We start from the raw sequence: 18,871 nt of genomic DNA, 5'->3' as shown, positions 1-18,871 counted from the left end.
AAGCCACAGTTTCAAAAATTCGCACGGCGATGACAAAAGCGCCGATCGGGCGATTTGCCCCGGTTTAGAACTTGTAGTTCAAACCGAACCTCAGACCGCGATAGTTCGGTGTGGATTTTGTCGAAAAACCCGAAGAGAATTCAATATCCTTGGAATCGAACTGGACATATTCAAACTCACCTGTGATCGACCAGTCTTCCGTCAGATAATGTTCCGCACCAATGCTGAGCGAGAACCCGTTGCGGCGATCCGAAGTTTCAAATGACTGTGTGCCAGTGGTGGACGAAATACTGTTTGTGGTCTCTACGTCACCCCAAAGGTAACCGACACTGACGAAATAAAGGATTCGCCCGCTGCGGTTGGTTAGGCCATTCCGAAACCGCAAGGTGACAATATCCGAGACTTCTGACCCGCCTTGAACCGTCTCAGAGCCGACTACGGTGGAAACACTGTCGTCCAGCGATCCGAAATCATATCCCAGCTCAAATCCATAAACATAGTCACGACCGCCCCGAGCCGGCAGGACACCCCGCCAGCCGCCACGCACACCGCCATAGGTTCCGCTGATGTCCTGATCGCCGATTGCGAAAGTATCGGTTGGCGTGGTCAGACCGAACCGATCATCGCCCCCACCGCCATACCCTGCCGTCACACCGAGATAGAAGGCACTGACATCGTCGCTGAAGCGCTTGTCGCTGATCACTTCGGGATCAGATATGTCCCCCGTTTGATCGCTCGCCCAAGTCGCGCTGGCCCCAAAAGCCACTAAAGTTGCGACCGACACAGACCAGAGACCTTTGCACTTCAGAACCACCACTCAATACCCTCCATCGACGCCACTTTCGTGATCGGCAAAAACAAACCTTCCGCACGCGGTCGAGGCCCATCAGAAAACTTGGCTCCTCTCGGAACATAGTTCCAATTCATAAATCAAGGGTAAATTTTAGATATATTCGTACTGGCACGACGTGCCCGCAAAGAACCACCTTATTGCAACAGTTCCCCGGCCAAAGAGTTCGCGCCAGACTTCACGATACGCACCTTACGCAAGTCTCCCACGTTCAGGTCAGGCCCTACCACGTGAACCGAGTGCAGATAGTCTGATTTTCCAACCATTTGCCCTTCGAGCCGCCCGGGCTTCTCGAACAGAACGCCGACAGTGCGACCGACCATGGAATCCTGAATTTCGCGCTGATGCTTGGTGATCAGAGCTTGCAAGCGTTGTAAGCGGTCATCCGCCACCGCCGGGTCAACCTGGGCGCGTTCCGCCGCCGGAGTCCCCGGGCGGGTCGAGTACTTGAACGAGTAGGCATAGCCGTATTTGACCTGCCCGACCAAGTCCAAAGTCGCCTGGAAATCCTCTTCGGTCTCTTCCGGAAAGCCGACGATGAAATCCCCCGACATCACGATATCCGGACGCGCCGCGCGGATATGTTCAATCAGCCGCAAATAGCTGTCCGCCGTATGGCTGCGGTTCATCCGCTTGAGGATCCGATCCGATCCCGCCTGCACAGGCAAATGCAAGTACGGCATCAACTTATCACAGGTGCCATGCGCCTCAATCAAATCATCTGCCATATCATTGGGATGCGAGGTGGTAAAACGGATACGCTCCAGCCCGTCGACCTTGTTCAATTCCCAGATCAGCCCGGCCAGCGTCATGTCCCCATTGGGACCGGCACCGTGATAGGCGTTGACGTTCTGGCCCAGCAGAGTGATCTCGCGCACGCCGCGTTCAACCAAATCCTGCGCCTCACGAATGATACGGTCCGCAGGGCGGCTGACCTCGGCCCCACGGGTATAGGGCACAACGCAGAAGGCGCAGAACTTGTCGCAACCCTCCTGCACTGTCAAAAACGCTGTCGGGCCGCGTTTGGCCTTGGGACGGTTCTTGAGCTTTTCGAACTTGTCTTCTTCGGGGAAATCGGTGTCCAGCGCTTTGGCCCCTTCACGGGTCTTGGCCTCCATCTCCGGCAAACGGTGATAGCTTTGCGGTCCAACCACCAGATCGACCAGAGGCTGACGGCGCATGATCTCTTCGCCTTCGGCCTGCGCAACACAGCCCGCCACACCGATCTTGAGATCGGGCTTTTCCGCCTTCAACCCCTTGAACCGGCCAAGCTCGGAATAGACCTTTTCGGCGGCTTTTTCGCGGATATGGCAGGTGTTTAGCAGGATCATATCCGCATCGTCCGGCGACTTGGTCTCGACATATCCCTGCCCACCCAAGGCCTCGGCCATACGCTCGCTGTCATAGACATTCATCTGACAGCCATAGGTCTTGATAAACAGCTTTTTGGGTTCAGACATGGATCGGGCCTTTGCAGTCGCTGGATCGGCGTCATCTATCTGCTTCGAACGCCGCTTGCAATGCCGGCGCAATTACCCGAATTTGGCGAAACTTTCCAGCAAGACGCGAATGAAAACCGGCGATGCAGTACGAATCCCTCGACAACTTTCTGAATTCAGGCCAATCCGCCCTGTCCAAAGGCCCCGTGGCCCTGATTTTCGCTGAAGACGAGACCGAGGTCGAAAGCACACTGCACCACCATCTAAGCCTCGGGTTCAAGTCCGTCGTGGCTTTCATGCCCGCCGAGTTCACCCTCAGCGAGGACCTGACCGCGCGGATACATCGCGTGACACTCAGATGCGCGCCCCGGACCGTGGTGTTCGACGCGATCAACCGCATCACAAAAGTCGCGCCCAGCGTCTGGATGTACTACTGCTACAACGCCGAGTACCTGTTCTACCCTTTCTGTGAAACGCGCAGCATAGGGGAATTGCTGGCCTTCCACGCCGAGGAACGCCGCAACGCAATGTTGTGCAACGTGATCGACCTCTACGCAGGCGACCTGACCCAGTTCCCGAACGGCGTGGCCCCTGACCAGGCCATGTTGGACGGCACCGGATACTATGCCCACACCCGCCACGATCCCACAGGCCGCCCGGTCGAGCGCCAATTGGACATGTCCGGCGGCCTGCGCTGGCGGTTCGAAGATCACATCCCCTATGAACGCCGCCGTATTGACAGAATCGCCCTGTTCAAAACCCGCAAAGACCTGATCCTGCAGCCGGATCACACGTTCAACGAGGCCGAATACAACACCTATGCCTGCCCGTGGCATCACAACCTGACGGCCGCGATCTGCTCATTCCGGGCGGCAAAAGCTCTGAAAAGCAACGCAGGTTCCGCCTTCGACATATCCAGCTTCCGTTGGCACAATTCCGTCTCGTTCGAATGGACATCGCGCCAACTGCTTGATCTGGGATTGATCGAGCCAGGCCAATGGTTCTGATCCGCTCTTCATCTGGCTGAAAATATCCCGGGGGAGGCGCCGCAGGCGGCGGGGGCAAAGCCCCCTATCGCTGCAGCAGCATCGGGAACCAGTCTTCCCGCAAACGCTGACCGGGTGTCATGTCATGCCCTGGAAACGGAGGCGACGTGCGGCCCGGACGCTCGATATAGCGCGCATCATCCCCGACCAGCCGTAGTGAAAACGCCCGACGACGACTGTCCGAGTGATTCCCCCGCGCCCCATGCAGGGTGCGGTAGTTGAACGCAACCGCGTCACCGGGTTCCATTTCGAACTCGACCACTTTCATCCCTTCCGCGTCCGGATCGGGGACCGGAATGTACTGGCCTTCATCAGCAAAGAACCCCTCTTCGCTGACCCAGCGGGTCGGCAACACCTCTTTCTCCCACCTGTGTGACCCCGCAACACAGCGCAGCGTGGCTTGCTTCACCGGATCCAAGGGCGACCAAAAGCTGATCGTCTGCTGCCCTTCGACAAAGTAATATGGCCCGTCCTGATGCCAGGGCGTCGCCATCGAGGTGCCCGGCTCTTTCACCAGAACATGGTCGTGAAACATCTGCACGGTTTTCGACTGCATTAGATCCGCCGCGACCTCAGCCGCCGAAGAGGTCTCGATCACTTCGCGGAACTGCGGGATACGGGTCCAGTTGCAGTAATCATCAAAGAACAGCCCGGTCTGCCCCTCTTTCTTGTTGTCCGAGGCATAGGGTCCCGGTTCGGCCATATTGGCGGCAACCCCGTCGCGCAGCGCGTCCACGTGATCGGCAAAAAGCCCTTTGATCAGGACAACCCCGTCTTCCTGGTAGGTGTCGATCATGTCCTGAGAAACAAGAGGGTGTGGCATGGCGGTCTCCTTGTGCTTAACCCTGTTTAAAGGACAACAAAGCCTTCTGTTCAAATCATATCTTTCGAAGTAATAATTAACGTGATGTTATATATCTCACTGCGCCAATACGAATATGTCTGCGCCATAGGCCGCCATGGCAGCTTGTCTGCCGCAGCCCATGCGCTGAACGTGTCACAGCCTGCCCTATCCACGGCCCTGACGCGGGTTGAGTCGCTTCTGGGATATCCGCTGTTCATGCGTCGACGAGGGGCGGCGATGACCACAACCCCTCAGGGGCGCCTTTTCATCGAACAGGCGGAAAAGCTGTTGCACTCTGCCGCGCAGATCGAAAATCCGACAGATGCGCCGCACGGGTCTTTACACCTGCGGCTGGGCTGTTTCATTGACCTGGCGCCGTTTCATCTGGCCTCAGCCTTGCGCAGTCTGCAAACTGCCCTGCCCGATGTGACCATCACCTATCAGGTGGACAGTTTCGAGGGCTTGCTGGACGGTCTCATCAACGGTCAGACGGATATCGCGATCACATATGACCTTGGCATGGATGCAGGGTTTACCCGGCAAGAGCTGTACGACAGTGTCCCGCACGCCTTGCTCCCACCTGATCACCCGCTTGCTTCTGCCCGCAGTGTAACTTTGGCCGATCTAGAACTGGAACCCCTGATCCTGTCAAAAGAAGGGCTGTCCGCGCAGCACGTCCTGAACCTGTTTCGACGTAAAGGCCTGAACCCAACAGTCGCCCACAGGGCCGCGACACTTGAGATTCAGCGCAGCCTCGCAGCCCATGGGGAAGGAATCGCAATCAGCTACGCCAGCCCAAACAATTCGACGAGCTATGACAATAGAACGCTTTTACGCCTGCCGATCCTAGACAAGGACGCTGCTGAGCCTGTCGTCTTGGCCCGCCACGGAACCGGCCCCGTCGAAGCCACATTGGCCTCAGCGGAACGTATCCTGTTTGATGCGCTGTCCGAAACTAGACCTGAGGTTTCTTGCGAAGACGGATAACCACGTCGACCGAGGCGATCTCGACCCCTTCCGGCGCCTGCGGGAGGCGCTGGATCACCAACTCTTCGGACGGAGCGTCGCTCAGCCGGCTTTCGTCTTCCCAATAGAAATGCGGGTGATCATGGGTGTTGGTGTCAAAATAGCTTTTCGACCCATCCACCGTGATCTCTTGCAGCACGCCCGCATCGCAGAACGCGCGCAGCGTATTGTAGACGGTCGCAAGCGAAACGGCATCGCCCTTGGTCTTGGCGGAGTCAAACAGGCTTTCCGCTGTGACATGCCGGTGACGACCATCGCCCACAAGCAACTCGGCCAGCGCAACACGCTGTCGCGTCGGGCGCAATCCGGCGCTCTCCAACCAGTCTGTAGCTATCTTACGGCTCTGAGGTGTCATGAATCCGATACCCATTTTTGCTGCTTATATATATAGGGGCGCAGGGATGCCAATTTCAAATGAAATTCATTCGCAAAGACCGCTAGGTCGCAACATCATCCGGCCACTGCTCTTGCAGGACCTTGCATACGGGTGCTAGGTGAGGCCAAATGTAATGAACAGACCCAAGGCAGAAGAGGCGGCAAGAATGGCCCAATTCCCAAGCAGTTTTGACAAAGAGGATCTGCTGAAATGCGCGCGAGGCGAACTTTTTGGCCCTGGCAATGCGCAGTTGCCTGCCCCTCCGATGCTGATGATGGACCGGATCACCGATGTTTCAGGTGACGGAGGCGCACATGGCAAAGGCCATGTTGTCGCGGAATTCGACATCACGCCTGATCTTTGGTTCTTTGACTGCCACTTCCCCGGCAACCCGATCATGCCGGGCTGCTTGGGTCTGGATGGCCTGTGGCAGCTGACGGGCTTCAACCTGGGCTGGCGCGGCTGGCAGGGGCGCGGCTATGCGTTGGGCGTGGGCGAAGTCAAACTGACCGGCATGGTCCGCCCGGACCGTAAGATGCTGACCTATTATGTTGATTTTACCAAAGCCGTACAAACACGCCGTCTGACCATGGGGGTCGCGGATGGCCGTGTCGAAGCGGATGGTGAAGTAATTTACCAAGTCAAAGATATGAAGGTTGCACTGTCCGAAAGCTGACGCCAGCGGACATTACGCCAACAGGAACGGAACACAGGAGAACGCATATGCGTCGCGTCGTCGTCACCGGTTTGGGGATCGTCTCCTCGATCGGGAACAATGCCGAAGAGGTTCTCGCCTCGCTCAAAGCAGGTAAATCCGGCATCGAGGCCAATGAGCAGATGGTCGAACATGGCTTTCGCAGTCAAATCGCCGGGTCGCTCAAGATCGACGTGTCCGAACACGTTGATAAACGCACCCTGCGCTTCATGGGACCGGGCGCGGCCTACGCACACATCGCGATGGGACAGGCGATTGCCGATGCCGGGCTGACCGAGGAACAGGTCGTCAATCCGCGCACCGGACTGGTTGCCGGGTCCGGCGGACCGTCCACCAGCGCGATGCTGACCGCGCATCAGACGGTGCTGAAGAACGGCGCCACCAAGCGGATCGGGCCTTTTGCCGTGCCGAAATGCATGTGTTCCACGATTTCCGCGAACCTTGCCACCGCCTATAAGATCAAGGGTATCAACTACTCGATCACGTCGGCGTGCTCGACCTCGCTGCATTGCATCGGCAACGCGGCGGAACAGATCATGCTGGGCAAGCAGGACGTGATGTTCGCAGGCGGCGGCGAGGAGCTGGACTGGACCCTGTCCTGCCTGTTCGACGCGATGGGTGCGATGTCGTCGAAGTACAACGAAACTCCGCAGAAAGCCTCGCGCGCGTTCGATCAGGACCGCGACGGCTTCGTGATTTCGGGTGGCGGAGGCATCGTGGTGCTTGAGGATCTGGACCATGCGCTGGCGCGCGGTGCCAAGATCTACGCCGAGGTGACCGGCTATGCTGCGACTTCGGACGGTCATGACATGGTAGCCCCGTCCGGCGAAGGCGGTGAGCGCGCGATGCGTCTGGCTCTGTCGACCCTGCCCGAAGGCCGCAAGGTTGGTTACATCAACGCGCATGGCACTTCGACCCCGGTCGGAGATGTGGGCGAAGTTGAAGCCGTGCGTCGTATCTTCGGCGAAGGTCAGGTGCCTCCGATCTCGTCCACCAAGTCGATGACCGGGCACGCACAGGGCGCGGCTGGCGCGCTTGAGGCGATCTTCTGCCTGCTCATGCTGGACAATGATTTCATAACGCCGTCGATCAATGTCGACACACTAGCCGAAGGCATCCAGCCCGGTGAAATTGCAACTCAAGTGGTTGAAAATGCAGGTTTGGATTCGGTCATGACCAACAGCTTCGGCTTTGGCGGCACGAACGGATCCATGATCCTGTCAAAGTATAACGGGTGAACGAGATGTCGGAAGTTCTAAAAGGGAAACGCGGCCTGATCATGGGTGTCGCCAATGACCGGTCGATTGCCTGGGGTATCTCGAAAGCGATGCATGAAGCAGGGGCTGAGCTGGCTTTCACCTATCAGGGCGACGCGTTCGGGAAGCGTCTGCAGCCATTGGCCGAAAGCCTCGGCAGCGACTTCATGGTGGATGCGGATGTCACCGATGACGCCTCGCTGGACCGCGCCTTTGGCGAGTTGGGCGAACGCTGGCCAACCATCGACTTTGTCGTTCACGCGATTGCCTATTCGGACAAGAACGAGCTGACAGGCCGGTTTCTGAACACCACAAGGGCCAATTTCAAGCACTCGATGGATGTGTCGGCCTACTCTTTCATCGAGGTCGCCCGTCGCGCCTATCCGCTGATGAAGGACAATGGTGGCTCGCTGCTGACGCTGACCTACCAAGGCTCGAATCGTGTAGTTCCGAATTACAACGTCATGGGCGTTGCCAAAGCCGCGCTGGAATCGGCGACACGGTATCTGGCCAACGACCTCGGCCCCGAAGGCATCCGTGTGAACGCGATTTCGCCCGGCCCGATGAAGACCCTGGCCGGGGCGGCAATCGGCGGTGCGCGCAAGACCTACAAGTTCTGCGACCAAAATGCACCCATGCGCTCGAACGCTACGCTGGAGGCCGTTGGCGGCACGGCGGTTTACCTGACCTCAGACGCGGGGGCTTGCACCTCGGGCGAGATCATCCGGGTGGATGGCGGTTTCCACGTGCTTGGAATGCCACAGCCGGATTTCATGTGACCATATCTTTCCCAGACGCCGCCAAGATTTGACCATCTTTCGGCGTCAGGGATATGGGCATGAGCAAAACCGACCAGATCCTTGCCAGCAATACGCGTGGCACCCAGACCAGACGGAAAACGGGGTTCCTAAGCCCCCGCGCCCGTGTTCTGCTTTTGACGCTGACCACATTGCTGGTGTTGTTCGTGTTCTTCACGCAACCGCAGGTCCGTGCAGCGCTTGACGGGCTTTGGGGCTAAGACCTCAAGCCTTCAGTTCACCGAGACAACCTCAATATCGAAGATCAGGTCCTGCCCGGCCAGCGGGTGATTGGCGTCCAGCGTCACCGTGGCCTCGTTCGCCTCGACAACCGTTACCGGCAGCGCCTGACCATCGGGGGTCTGCATCTGCAACTGGGTTCCAGGCTCTAGCGGGATGTCGTCCGGAATACCTTCACGCGGAATGTCCTGCCGCATCGCCGGGTTGATCGGACCATAGGCGTCGACACAGGCAATCTCGACCCGCTTCTTGTCGCCAACCGCCAATCCTGGCATCGCGCTGTCCAGGCCGGGTATGATCTGGCCCGAACCGACAACAAACTCTAACGGATCGCGCCCGTCTGAGCTGTCAAAGACAGTCTCGTCCAACAGCGTGCCGGTATAGTGGATGCGAACTGTGTCGCCTTGCTTGATCTCAGACATTGGGCCTCCGGGGCGTGTGGGGAATAGGGCGCCGAACACAAGCGCGCTACGCCGGAGTCTGACTCAGCGCAGGATGCATGCATCTGATTCTGATGTCCAGATTGCGGTGAAGGCGTGCGCGTCCTCTTGTCGTCGCTTACACGCGCGCCTTCAATACCAAGCGTGCAGAACAGGAACATCCGATCCTATCGACAAGATGTTATCGCTGCAGTCTTAAATAGAGATTGACCGGTGATGGGAATCTCTGCCATCAGCGTCCTCATGTCCGGTTCCGGGTTCGCCCGGAGAAAAGGGAATGCGGTGCGGGGAATTCTGATCCACCCAATGCCGCAACTGCCCCCGCAACTGTAGGCGGTGAGCAGGGCTGACACGCCACTGGGTTCCACCCGGGAAGGCCAGCCCCATGCTTTGACCCGCAAGTCAGGAGACCTGCCGGATATGCACCCTCGGAAGGGGTGTGTCACCGATGCTGGGGTGTGCATTGGGCCGATGCCCTTATTTTGGGTACATGGCTCCGTTCGTCCCGATATCAAGCAAGAAACGTGCCGGGGTTGGCACGAAGGACGAAGGAAAGACCTTGTGAAGAAACTATTTTGCACAGCTGCGGCTGCGCTGGCGATTCCAGCGATGGCGCAGGCGCATTTTCTGCTGGAATACACCACCGACACGCTGATCGAGGCGCCGGGCGACGTGCCGGTCAAGCTGATCTTCTGGCACCCGTTTGAAAACGGCCATGTCATGGATCTGGACAAGCCGCAGGAATTCTATGTGATCCACAATGGCGAAAAGACCGACCTGCTGGACACGCTGGAGCCCATCCGGTTTTCGAGCCCCGAAAACGAAGGCGCGGCCTTCCAGGGATCTGTTCCGGTCAAACGTTCGGGCGACTACGTAGTGGTCACCGTGCCTGAGCCCTATTACGAAGAGGCCGAGGATATCTATATCCAGCAGATCACCAAGGCGTTCCTGAACCGCAACGAACTGCCGACCGACTGGATGAACCCCGCAGGTCTGGCGACCGAGATCGTGCCGCTGAACAAGCCCTACAACGTCATCGCAGGTTCGACCTTCACCGGTCAGGTTCTGGCGAATGGCGAACCGGTTGCCGGTGCTGAGATTGAGATCGAGTACATGGCCGCCAAGCCCAGCTTCGACAGCCAAGCCTCGTCCGAGCCTACCGTTTCGCCGATGCCCGGTGGCGCTGTTGTCGCTATTTCCGACGCCAACGGCTATTTCTCCTTCGGTGTCCCGAAAGCTGGCTACTGGGGCTTTGCCGCCCTCGGCGCTGGTCCGGAAACCGAACATGAAGGCAAAGAGCTGAGCCAGGACGCGGTGATCTGGATCCGCGCCTGGGACATGGAGTAACCCCAGATGCACATCGTCGACGGAGCCCTGTCCAACCCGGTCGTCATCGGCGGCGCTATTGCCGCCGCTGGTGGGGTTGCCATGGGCCTCAGGTCGCTGGATCTGGACCGCATCCCCACAGCTGGGGTGCTAGCGGCCAGTTTCTTCGTGGCTTCTCTGATCCACGTGCCGATTGGGCCGTCGTCGGTGCATCTGATCCTCAATGGTCTGGCCGGGCTTCTGCTCGGCTGGGCCGCCTTCCCGGCCCTGTTTGTGGGTCTGCTGCTACAGGCAGTCTTTTTCGGCTTCGGCGGGCTGACGGTGCTGGGGATCAACACGCTCAACATCGCTTTTCCGGCCGTACTAGCGGGGCTGCTGTTTCGACCTCTGATCGGACGCGGTTCGCCTGTTCATGGCGCAATTTGGGGCGGCATTGGCGGCGCCTTTGCCATTGCAGCCACCACTGTCATGGTGGGTATCTCACTGGCCTTGTCAGGGGACGAATTCCTCCCCGCCGCCAAACTGGTCTTCTTTGCCCATGTCCCCGTGATGGTCATCGAGGCCGTCCTGACAGGATTTGCCATCCTTCTGGCGCGAAAGGTCAAACCTGAACTGTTCCTGACAAGGCCCGCCACATGAGACAGCTTGCCCTCATCCTGGCGCTGTGCGCGGCCCCTCTGCCCGCGCTGGCCCACAAGGTGATTGCCGGGGTCTTTGCGTCCGGTGACGCGATCGAAGGGGAAATCGGCTTCTCCAACGGTACCATGGCGACCGATACCGAGGTCGTCGTGACCGATCCAAACGGGGTCGAGCTGGGTCGAGCCACGACCGACGCCGACGGGTTCTTCATCTACACACCCACCGCACCCGTTGCCCATACCTTCTTTGCCGACCTTGGCGCCGGTCACGTGGCCGAGGTCACCATGCCCGCCGAGGACGTCGCCAAGATCATGGGCGTCGCCGTCCAGAACACGCCCGCAGCGTCGCCCACGCTTACGGCAGCCTCGGAGGGCCTCACAGTCGCCTCTCTCAGCGATGAGGAGCGTCAGGCCATCGCGGCCGCCGTGCGTGACGAAATACGCCCTCTGCGTCGGGAAATCGCCGCCTATCGCGAACACAACGACCTCCAGACCATTCTGGGCGGCATCGGATACATCTTTGGCCTGTTCGGGCTGGGTTTCTACCTCGCGGCGCGGAGGAAACTGGCAAGCTGATGGCACACGTATTGGGACCACAGGAACGGACGCTGGCCGAGGCTGGCACGATCGGTCAACAAGGGTTGATCACCGCGCTTGATCCACGTGTGCGCATCATCATGTCCGTTTTGTTTGCGGTGGTTGTGGTCTCCCTATCGTCCCTGCCCGCCCTTGCAGCGGCGCTGATGATCGCGCTGTCTCTGCTGGTGCTGTCCCGACTGCCTTGGCGCAAGACGCTCAAGCGGATGGTGATGATGGACAGTTTCATCATCTTTATGCTTGTCCTGTTGCCCTTCACCATGCCCGGCGACCCGATGTTTACCATCTGGGGGTTTCCAGCCAGTTGGCAGGGGTTCTGGAAAGCCGTGGAAATCGCGCTGACCGCCAATGCCGTGATCCTGACCGTGATGGTTCTGGTCGGCACAATGGAGCCTGTAACCTTGGGCCATGCCCTGCACCGGCTGCGCTGTCCGGAAACACTGGTGAATCTTCTGATGTTCACAATCCGCTACATCGATGTCCTACATGAGGAGTACCAACGCCTGCGCGCCGCGATGAAAGTCCGAGGCTTCCGCCCCGGCACCAACTGGCACACCTACCGCAGCTTTGGCTATCTGGTCGGCATGATGCTGGTCCGGGCAATCGAACGGTCCGAGCGCATCCTCGGTGCGATGAAATGCCGGGGGTTTTCGGGCAAGATGCTGTTGATGCAGGACTATAGCATCAACCGACGTGATATTGTCTTTGCTGCCGGGCTTGGAGCCCTCTGTCTAGCCCTGATCCTAGTGGACTTCGCATGACCCTCATCGCGCTGGACAACATCTGCTTTGCCTATCCCGGACAAGCACCGGTTCTGAACGGTGCTAACCTGCGGCTGGAGGCCGGGCAACGCCTGTCACTGACCGGCCCGAATGGAGCCGGGAAATCCACGCTTCTACGTATCACACTTGGGCTGCAGCGGCCGTCTTCGGGTGCGGTGACCGTCTTTGGCAAACCAAGAAGGGCGGAGGCCGATTTCCACGAAGTTCGCCGCCATATAGGCCTTGTCTTTCAAGACCCCGACGACCAGCTGTTCTGCCCCACAGTGGCCGAAGACATTGCCTTTGGTCCGCTGAACCTCGGGAAGTCACGTGATGAGGCGCTTGCCATCGTGGATCGCGTTCTCGGCGATCTCGACCTCCTGCATCTGAAGGAACGGACCACGCATAAACTGTCAGGCGGCGAAAAGCGTCTGATCACGCTGGCGACGGTTCTGGCGATGGAGCCGCAGGCCCTGCTGCTGGATGAGCCGACCAATGCGCTGGACTCCAAGAACGAGGCGCGGTTGCTCGAAATCCTGCAATCTCTGCCTCAGGCTATCCTTCTGGTCAGCCATTCTCCTGCATTTCGCGATGCGCTTGCCCCAGACGGGCTGGAATTGCGAGACGGCAAGCTGGTCGCTGTATAAGAAAGCCCATCTTGGTCGCCCCGAGGGGAACGGTTTGTAGCGGCGCATACTAAAAACCCCGCGTCGAGGACACGGGGTTCTTTTTTGAAAGCGTATGCTTTCTTATTCTTCTGCGGCCTCTTCGGCTGCAACGCGGGCCTTGTCAGCTGCGCCTTTGGCGTCGACGTCACGATCAACGAATTCGATGATCGCCATCGGGGCCATGTCGCCATAACGGAAGCCAGCTTTCAGGATGCGGACGTAACCGCCCTGACGCTCGGCATAGCGGGGGCCCAGAACTTCGAACAGCTTGGCGACGTCTTTGTCTTCTTTCAGCTGTGCTGCGGCCTGACGACGGGCGTGCAGATCGCCGCGCTTGCCCAGAGTGACCAGCTTTTCGATGATCGGGCGCAGTTCTTTTGCCTTGGGCAGAGTTGTTTTGATCTGCTCATGCTCGATGAGCGAGCCAGCCATGTTTGCAAACAGAGCCTTACGATGCTCATGAGTACGGTTCAGGCGGCGATAACCACGTGCGTGACGCATTTTTCAGTTCCTATCTTGCGTTTTGCTTTGTCTGGCCGGCGATGCGTGTCACCGGCTCTCCTTGGGGCGGAAGTGCCCGTATTGTCCCCGGAAATCCCGGGCATTTGGGAAGACGCGCTTAAAACGCGTCTTCGAATTTCTTCGCCAGATCTTCGATGTTGTCGGGCGGCCAATCCTCGACATCCATGCCGAGGTGCAGACCCATGCCGGACAGCACTTCTTTGATCTCGTTCAGCGACTTTCGGCCGAAGTTCGGAGTGCGGAGCATCTCGGCTTCGGTCTTCTGGATCAGGTCGCCGATGTAAACGATGTTGTCGTTCTTCAGGCAGTTTGCCGAACGGACCGACAGCTCCAGCTCGTCGACTTTCTTCAGCAGCAGCGGGTTGAACTCCAGACCATCGTCTTCGTCCTGGCGGCCAGCCGATTCCGGCTCGTCGAAGTTGACGAAAATCGACAGCTGATCCTGCAGGATACGAGCCGCATAGGCCAGTGCATCTTCCGGAGTGATCGAGCCATCAGTTTCGATCTTCAGGGTCAGCTTGTCATAGTCCAGAACCTGACCTTCACGGGTCGGCTGAACGTCATAGGCAACCTTCTTGACCGGCGAGTAGATCGCGTCGATCGGGATCAGGCCGATGGGTGCATCTTCAGGCTTGTTCTTCTCAGCCGAGACGTAGCCCTTGCCGGTGTTTACGGTCAGTTCCATGAACAGGTCGGCGCCATCATCCAGGTGGCAGATGACGTGATCACGGTTCAGAACCTCGATGCCCGCGCTTTCGCTGATGTCACCAGCGGTGACAACTGCGGGGCCTTTGGCATTGATCGACAGGCGCTTGGGGCCTTCGACTTCCATGCGCAGCGATACGCCTTTGAGGTTCAGGATGATGTCGGTGACGTCTTCACGTACGCCCGCCACGCTCGAGAACTCGTGCAGGACGTTGTCGATTTGAACGCTGGTGATGGCCGCGCCTTGCAGCGAGCTCATCAGGACGCGGCGCAAAGCGTTGCCCAGTGTCAGACCAAAGCCACGCTCCAGCGGTTCAGCAACCAGGGTTGCCTGACGCGCAGGGTCGTTGCCCGGCTTGCCGTCCAGCTGGGTCGGCTTGATCAATTCTGCCCAATTCTTGTGGATCATGTAATCCCTCCATTCCTGTCCGCGCCCCATGACCAACAAGGTGCAGACGCCCGAGGTTCAAAATGACATGCTGGGGCCGCGCAAAAACGCAGCCCCAGCTGAATTCGAAATCGCTTAGACGCGGCGGCGCTTCGGCGGGCGGCAGCCGTTGTGAGCGATCGGAGTCACGTCGCGGATCGACGTGATGTTGAAGCCCACGGCAGCCAGTGCACGCAGAGCTGATTCACGACCCGAACCGGGGCCCTGAACTTCGACTTCCAGCGTTTTGACGCCATGTTCCTGCGCCTTCTTGCCTGCATCTTCTGCAGCCATCTGAGCGGCGTAGGGTGTCGATTTCCGCGACCCTTTGAAGCCCATGGTACCGGCAGACGACCACGAAATGGCGTTGCCTTGTACGTCCGAGATCAGGATCTTGGTGTTGTTGAAGGTCGAGTTCACATGGGCGACACCCGATGCGATGTTCTTACGCTCTTTGCGCTTAACGCGAGTCTTATCACGTGCCATCAGTCAGACCCTCCCTTATTTCTTCTTACCAGCGATGGCCTTTGCGGGGCCTTTGCGGGTACGAGCGTTGGTGTGGGTGCGCTGACCGCGAACCGGCAGGTTGCGGCGGTGACGCAGACCGCGGTAGCAGCCCAGATCCATCAGGCGCTTGACGTTCATTTGAACTTCACGACGCAGGTCGCCTTCGACGGTGAAGTTTTCGTCGATGAATTCGCGGATTTTCAGAACTTCGGCGTCGGACAGTTCGTTGACGCGACGGGTCGCCTCAATGCCCACGGCTTCGCAGATCGCTTTGGCCGAGGTGTTGCCGATTCCGGTGATATATGTGAGGGCGATTGGTACCCGCTTTGCAGTCGGGATGTTTACGCCGGCAATACGTGCCACGTGTCACTTTCCTTTTCGTTGCGGTTCCGTAACTCCAGAACCTTTTTTCACAACGCCTTACCGTGGCAGTGTCGCCAGAGGGCTCAGCATTTTATGATATGATCATGTGAACGGAATACCCGCGCACAATTCGATTCTCTTCCGAGATAGCGTCAATTAGTGTCGCGCGACCCGCGCGTCAAGCGCAGATCGCATATTGATCCCGAATTCACTCCGCAAGCTCGATTTCAGGGAAGGTCCAGGTCCCGTCGAACACTTCGAGCGCGGGCTGGTAGAGACGCACAGTATAGTTCCATCCCTCCATGATCGGCAGGCAATTCACACGGCCGTCTTCACATCTACCGAAATGCACCGTCATCGAGCCATCCGGGTTGCTGTCGCCCGTCACCGAGTTGATCACGTAGACACCCAGATCGTTCTCTTCAAAGAACCCCGCCGTGTTATACAGGCTGACCGACCAGAACGCGCCAACTGGAACTTCGGCGGGAACTTCTAGTTTGTACGCCCCCAGCTCCAGCCCCGGTTCGACGTTCAGATAGAAGGCCTGCGCCTCTGGCAAGCCACCCCAACCGAACGCTGTTCCCAGCAGGTGGCGCACAGGGTCAACCGCCTCTTTCGAACCGAATGTGCCAGTACTGTCTGGCGAGAAACGCGCCAGCTCCAACACGGCGCTCAACACCTCATCAAACGCATCCTTGTCATAGTGAGCTTCGTCGAAAGGACGCGCCGAATTAGCCTGCAGCGTAACGCCATCCTGCAACGCGGTTACTTCGGCTATGTCTGCGGGGTCTTCCGAGTCGACGAGGTACCGAAACAACAGCGCAACATAAGGCGTATCGAACTGATCGATCGTCAGCTCATAGGTACCACCGCCTAGAAACACATCATTGACGTAGTGATCCTGATTGACCACCTGTACGGAGACATAGCGATCCCCGGTGTCCGGCACGGTCAGCACAGCGCCGTCCGAAATATCAACCACCGCCATGCTGTAAAACGTATCCCGGTTCATGCGGATCGTCGGTTGCATATCCAACGGTGTAGGCTCGCGCAAATGAAACAGCATGTTGACGCTGCCTGACTCCGCTAGGTACTTCCGAAATTCGATATCTGTCGCCGCGCGGACAAAATTATCAATGGTCACCGGCGTCGGTTCTGCACAAGCACCGATTGCTGCCATGGTCAGAGCGGATGTCATCGCGAGCGTTCTAAGCGATAGGCTCATTGCTATCTCCCAACAAAAAACGCGCGCGTTGGCCGAAGTGATACCTCGTCAAACGCACGCATTCAATTGTCAAGATATGTTACCTAAGGGCAGCTTCGATCGCGCCCTGAACCTCTTCGATTTCGCCCAGACCGTTGATCTTGGTCAGTTGACCCTTGGCATAGTAGTAACCGATCAGCGGCGAGGTTTTCTTGTAGTACTCCATCAAGCGGGTCTTGAGGCTTTCCTCATTGTCATCCGCGCGGCGCTTGAAGTCATTCTCCTTACCGCAATTGGAGCATTTGCCGTCCGCTGGAATTGGCTTGGTGATGTCGTTGTAGACCTCGCCACAGCCGCCACATGTCGAACGCGCGGTAATCCGTTCGACCAGCGCGGCGTCGTCGACTTCCATCTCGATCACGGCATCCAAGCTATTGCCGGTGCTGTCCAGCAAGTCACCCAGCGCGTCGGCCTGTGCCAATGTGCGCGGGAAGCCGTCAAAGATGAAACCACCGTCTGCGCCTGCGTCCAGCTTTTCACGGATCAGGCCGATCACGATCTCATCGGTCACAAGCTGCCCTTTGGCCATAACCTCGGCCACACGGTTGCCCATCTCGGTGCCGCTATCCTTGGCCTCGCGCAGCATATCACCAGTGCTAAGCTGCACCATACCGCGTGTTTCGACCAGATGACGCGCCTGGGTACCTTTACCGGCACCCGGGGGGCCAAGCAGAATGATATTCATCGACGAGCAGCTCCCTTTCTGCCGCGTTTCTTGCCTTTGCCGCGCAGTTGGGACTTTTCGATTAGCCCTTCATATTGGTGCGCCAGCAGGTGGCTCTGAACCTGTTGGATCGTGTCCATGGTTACAGAGACGATAATCAGAACCGAGGTGCCGCCGAAGTAGAACGGGATGGCAAACTGGTTCCGAACGATTTCGGGCAGCAGACAGACCAGCGCGAGATAGGCAGAACCCAGAACCAGAACGCGGTTGACCACGTATTCCAGATACTCGGCAGTTTTCTTGCCGGGGCGGATGCCGGGCACAAAACCGTTCTGCTTTTTCAGGTTGTCTGCAACGTCATCCGGCTTAAAAGATACGTTGAACGTGTAGAAATACGCGAAGAACACGATCATCGACGCGAAGAACAGCAGGTAGAGCGGCTGTCCCGGACCAAAGTTCGCCAGCAGCCACGACATGACCGGACCGTTGGCCGCACCCGACGAGAAGGTCGAAATCGTCACCGGCAGCAACAGCAGCGAGCTTGCAAAGATCGCAGGGATAACGCCCGACGGGTTGACCTTGACCGGCAGGTGGCTGGAGCCGCCTTCGTAAACCTTCATACCGGCCTGACGGCGCGGGTATTGAATGTGGATCTTGCGCAAGGCCCGCTCCATGAACACCACAAAGGTGATCACGACGATGACCATGAGGATCACACCGACGATCACGGCCGGGCTGATTGCGCCCGAACGACCCGAAGCAAAGAACTGCGCCAGAGCGGCCGGAACCTCGGCGATGATGCCGACGAAGATGATCAGAGAGATACCGTTACCGATGCCGCGCGCAGTGATCTGCTCACCCAGCCACATCAGGAACATGGTACCGCCGACCAGAGTGATCATGGTCGACATGCGGAAGAATAGGCCCGGATCGGTCGCCAGATCACCTGATTCCAGCGAAACGGCCAGACCATAGGCCTGCACGGTGGCCAACGCCACAGTACCGAAACGAGTGTACTGGTTGATCTTCTTGCGCCCCTGCTCGCCCTCTTTCTTGAGTTGCTCGAGCGCGGGAACCATGGATGTCAGCAGCTGCACGATGATCGAGGCCGAGATATAGGGCATGATGCCGAGGGCAAAGATACCCATTCGACCCAGCGCCCCGCCGGTGAACATCGAAACCATGCCGCCGATGCCTTGCCCCGCTTGCTCCATGAATTCACGAAGAGCTTGTCCGTCGATTCCCGGCACCGGAATGAAGGTGCCCAGGCGATAAACGATCAACAAACCCAGTGTAAACAGGATGCGGTTGCGCAGATCGGTGGCTTTGCCAAGGGCAGACCAGCTTGTGTTGGCTGCCATTTGTTCTGCTGCTGATACCATAAATCGGTCTCTCTTATG

Annotated in this window: 23 protein-coding genes and 1 riboswitch; of the genes, 11 read left to right on the top strand and 12 right to left on the bottom strand. The window is 58.3% G+C overall.

Features of this window, described 5'->3' with window-relative positions:
• Positions 1–64: 64 nt before the first annotated feature.
• Positions 65–817, bottom strand: a complete 753-nt coding sequence (locus ACR0I8_RS11680) for an outer membrane protein (RefSeq protein ID WP_170377673.1) — start codon at positions 815–817, stop codon at positions 65–67.
• A 170-nt stretch (positions 818–987) separates the two neighbouring features.
• The gene (miaB, locus tag ACR0I8_RS11675; protein ID WP_170691050.1) at positions 988–2,310 is read right to left on the bottom strand and encodes a tRNA (N6-isopentenyl adenosine(37)-C2)-methylthiotransferase MiaB; all 1,323 of its coding nucleotides are present in this window, start codon (positions 2,308–2,310) and stop codon (positions 988–990) included.
• A 122-nt stretch (positions 2,311–2,432) separates the two neighbouring features.
• Here miaB and ACR0I8_RS11670 point away from each other — a divergent pair, with 122 nt between their 5' ends.
• A complete protein-coding gene (locus ACR0I8_RS11670; RefSeq protein WP_170691048.1) occupies positions 2,433–3,296 on the top strand; it encodes a hypothetical protein in 864 nt (287 codons plus the stop codon).
• A 64-nt stretch (positions 3,297–3,360) separates the two neighbouring features.
• Here the strand turns inward: ACR0I8_RS11670 and ACR0I8_RS11665 are convergent, their stop codons facing one another.
• Positions 3,361–4,158: a phytanoyl-CoA dioxygenase family protein gene (locus ACR0I8_RS11665; protein ID WP_170691047.1), complete on the bottom strand. Its 798-nt coding sequence runs from the start codon at positions 4,156–4,158 to the stop codon at positions 3,361–3,363.
• Between the two features lie 84 nt (positions 4,159–4,242).
• Between ACR0I8_RS11665 and ACR0I8_RS11660 the strand changes: the two genes are divergently transcribed.
• The gene (locus ACR0I8_RS11660) at positions 4,243–5,166 is read left to right on the top strand and encodes a LysR family transcriptional regulator (RefSeq protein WP_170691045.1); all 924 of its coding nucleotides are present in this window, start codon (positions 4,243–4,245) and stop codon (positions 5,164–5,166) included.
• On the opposite strand, the gene irrA is transcribed toward ACR0I8_RS11660, so the two are convergent.
• Positions 5,135–5,560, bottom strand: coding sequence for an iron response transcriptional regulator IrrA (gene irrA, locus ACR0I8_RS11655; protein WP_170378119.1), 426 nt, complete (start codon positions 5,558–5,560; stop codon positions 5,135–5,137). The genes ACR0I8_RS11660 and irrA overlap by 32 nt on opposite strands.
• A gap of 187 nt (positions 5,561–5,747) precedes the next feature.
• Between irrA and fabA the strand changes: the two genes are divergently transcribed.
• Genes fabA through ACR0I8_RS11635 form a run of 4 tightly spaced genes read left to right on the top strand, consistent with a single transcriptional unit; the run spans position 5,748 to position 8,570 of the window.
• Positions 5,748–6,257, top strand: a complete 510-nt coding sequence (gene fabA, locus ACR0I8_RS11650) for a bifunctional 3-hydroxydecanoyl-ACP dehydratase/trans-2-decenoyl-ACP isomerase (protein WP_170378117.1) — start codon at positions 5,748–5,750, stop codon at positions 6,255–6,257.
• 47 nt (positions 6,258–6,304) lie between these two features.
• Complete coding sequence (gene fabB, locus ACR0I8_RS11645) at positions 6,305–7,534, top strand: beta-ketoacyl-ACP synthase I (RefSeq protein WP_170691044.1); 1,230 nt, start codon at positions 6,305–6,307, stop codon at positions 7,532–7,534.
• Positions 7,535–7,539: 5 nt separating this feature from the next.
• A complete protein-coding gene (locus ACR0I8_RS11640; RefSeq protein WP_170377661.1) occupies positions 7,540–8,331 on the top strand; it encodes an enoyl-ACP reductase FabI in 792 nt (263 codons plus the stop codon).
• A 59-nt stretch (positions 8,332–8,390) separates the two neighbouring features.
• Entirely contained in the window at positions 8,391–8,570 is a 180-nt protein-coding gene (locus ACR0I8_RS11635; RefSeq protein WP_170377659.1) for a hypothetical protein, read from the top strand.
• Between the two features lie 12 nt (positions 8,571–8,582).
• On the opposite strand, the gene ACR0I8_RS11630 is transcribed toward ACR0I8_RS11635, so the two are convergent.
• Positions 8,583–9,011 carry an FKBP-type peptidyl-prolyl cis-trans isomerase gene (locus ACR0I8_RS11630; protein WP_170377657.1) on the bottom strand — a complete coding sequence of 143 codons (429 nt, stop codon included), beginning with the start codon at positions 9,009–9,011 and terminating at the stop codon, positions 8,583–8,585.
• A gap of 249 nt (positions 9,012–9,260) precedes the next feature.
• Positions 9,261–9,462: riboswitch (cobalamin riboswitch) on the top strand.
• Positions 9,463–9,590: 128 nt separating this feature from the next.
• On the opposite strand from ACR0I8_RS11630, the gene ACR0I8_RS11625 reads away from it, so the two are divergent.
• Genes ACR0I8_RS11625 through ACR0I8_RS11605 form a run of 5 tightly spaced genes read left to right on the top strand, consistent with a single transcriptional unit; the run spans position 9,591 to position 12,998 of the window.
• Entirely contained in the window at positions 9,591–10,376 is a 786-nt protein-coding gene (locus tag ACR0I8_RS11625) for a DUF4198 domain-containing protein (RefSeq protein WP_480525406.1), read from the top strand.
• Positions 10,377–10,382: 6 nt separating this feature from the next.
• Positions 10,383–10,994 carry a cobalt transporter CbiM gene (cbiM, locus tag ACR0I8_RS11620; protein WP_170377654.1) on the top strand — a complete coding sequence of 204 codons (612 nt, stop codon included), beginning with the start codon at positions 10,383–10,385 and terminating at the stop codon, positions 10,992–10,994.
• Positions 10,991–11,569, top strand: coding sequence for a cobalt ABC transporter permease (locus ACR0I8_RS11615; protein WP_170377652.1), 579 nt, complete (start codon positions 10,991–10,993; stop codon positions 11,567–11,569). The genes cbiM and ACR0I8_RS11615 overlap by 4 nt, the downstream gene beginning before the upstream one ends.
• Entirely contained in the window at positions 11,569–12,351 is a 783-nt protein-coding gene (gene cbiQ, locus ACR0I8_RS11610) for a cobalt ECF transporter T component CbiQ (protein ID WP_170691042.1), read from the top strand. Before ACR0I8_RS11615 ends, cbiQ begins: the two co-directional genes overlap by 1 nt.
• Positions 12,348–12,998 carry an ABC transporter ATP-binding protein gene (locus ACR0I8_RS11605; RefSeq protein ID WP_170691040.1) on the top strand — a complete coding sequence of 217 codons (651 nt, stop codon included), beginning with the start codon at positions 12,348–12,350 and terminating at the stop codon, positions 12,996–12,998. Before cbiQ ends, ACR0I8_RS11605 begins: the two co-directional genes overlap by 4 nt.
• A gap of 102 nt (positions 12,999–13,100) precedes the next feature.
• Here ACR0I8_RS11605 and rplQ read toward each other — a convergent pair whose 3' ends face one another.
• The 7 genes from rplQ to secY all read right to left on the bottom strand — a co-directional run bounded on the left by rplQ (position 13,101) and on the right by secY (position 18,853).
• Positions 13,101–13,520 (bottom strand): 50S ribosomal protein L17, encoded by a 420-nt coding sequence (gene rplQ / locus ACR0I8_RS11600; protein WP_170334079.1) that lies wholly within the window; start codon positions 13,518–13,520, stop codon positions 13,101–13,103.
• Positions 13,521–13,638: 118 nt separating this feature from the next.
• Positions 13,639–14,655 carry a DNA-directed RNA polymerase subunit alpha gene (locus ACR0I8_RS11595; RefSeq protein WP_170377644.1) on the bottom strand — a complete coding sequence of 339 codons (1,017 nt, stop codon included), beginning with the start codon at positions 14,653–14,655 and terminating at the stop codon, positions 13,639–13,641.
• 114 nt (positions 14,656–14,769) lie between these two features.
• A complete protein-coding gene (gene rpsK, locus ACR0I8_RS11590; protein WP_008757289.1) occupies positions 14,770–15,159 on the bottom strand; it encodes a 30S ribosomal protein S11 in 390 nt (129 codons plus the stop codon).
• 15 nt (positions 15,160–15,174) lie between these two features.
• Positions 15,175–15,543 (bottom strand): 30S ribosomal protein S13, encoded by a 369-nt coding sequence (rpsM, locus tag ACR0I8_RS11585; RefSeq protein WP_170377641.1) that lies wholly within the window; start codon positions 15,541–15,543, stop codon positions 15,175–15,177.
• 208 nt (positions 15,544–15,751) lie between these two features.
• Positions 15,752–16,768 (bottom strand): DUF1214 domain-containing protein, encoded by a 1,017-nt coding sequence (locus tag ACR0I8_RS11580; protein ID WP_480703189.1) that lies wholly within the window; start codon positions 16,766–16,768, stop codon positions 15,752–15,754.
• 79 nt (positions 16,769–16,847) lie between these two features.
• Complete coding sequence (locus ACR0I8_RS11575) at positions 16,848–17,492, bottom strand: adenylate kinase (RefSeq protein WP_170691038.1); 645 nt, start codon at positions 17,490–17,492, stop codon at positions 16,848–16,850.
• Positions 17,489–18,853, bottom strand: a complete 1,365-nt coding sequence (gene secY, locus ACR0I8_RS11570) for a preprotein translocase subunit SecY (RefSeq protein ID WP_170555668.1) — start codon at positions 18,851–18,853, stop codon at positions 17,489–17,491. The genes ACR0I8_RS11575 and secY overlap by 4 nt, the downstream gene beginning before the upstream one ends.
• Between the last annotated feature and the right edge of the window lie 18 nt (positions 18,854–18,871).

The sequence above is a fragment of the Ruegeria sp. BG9 genome (genome assembly GCF_056538305.1).
Note: the sequence above shows the minus strand (reverse complement) of the source record. Positions and strands in the feature narration are given on the sequence as shown.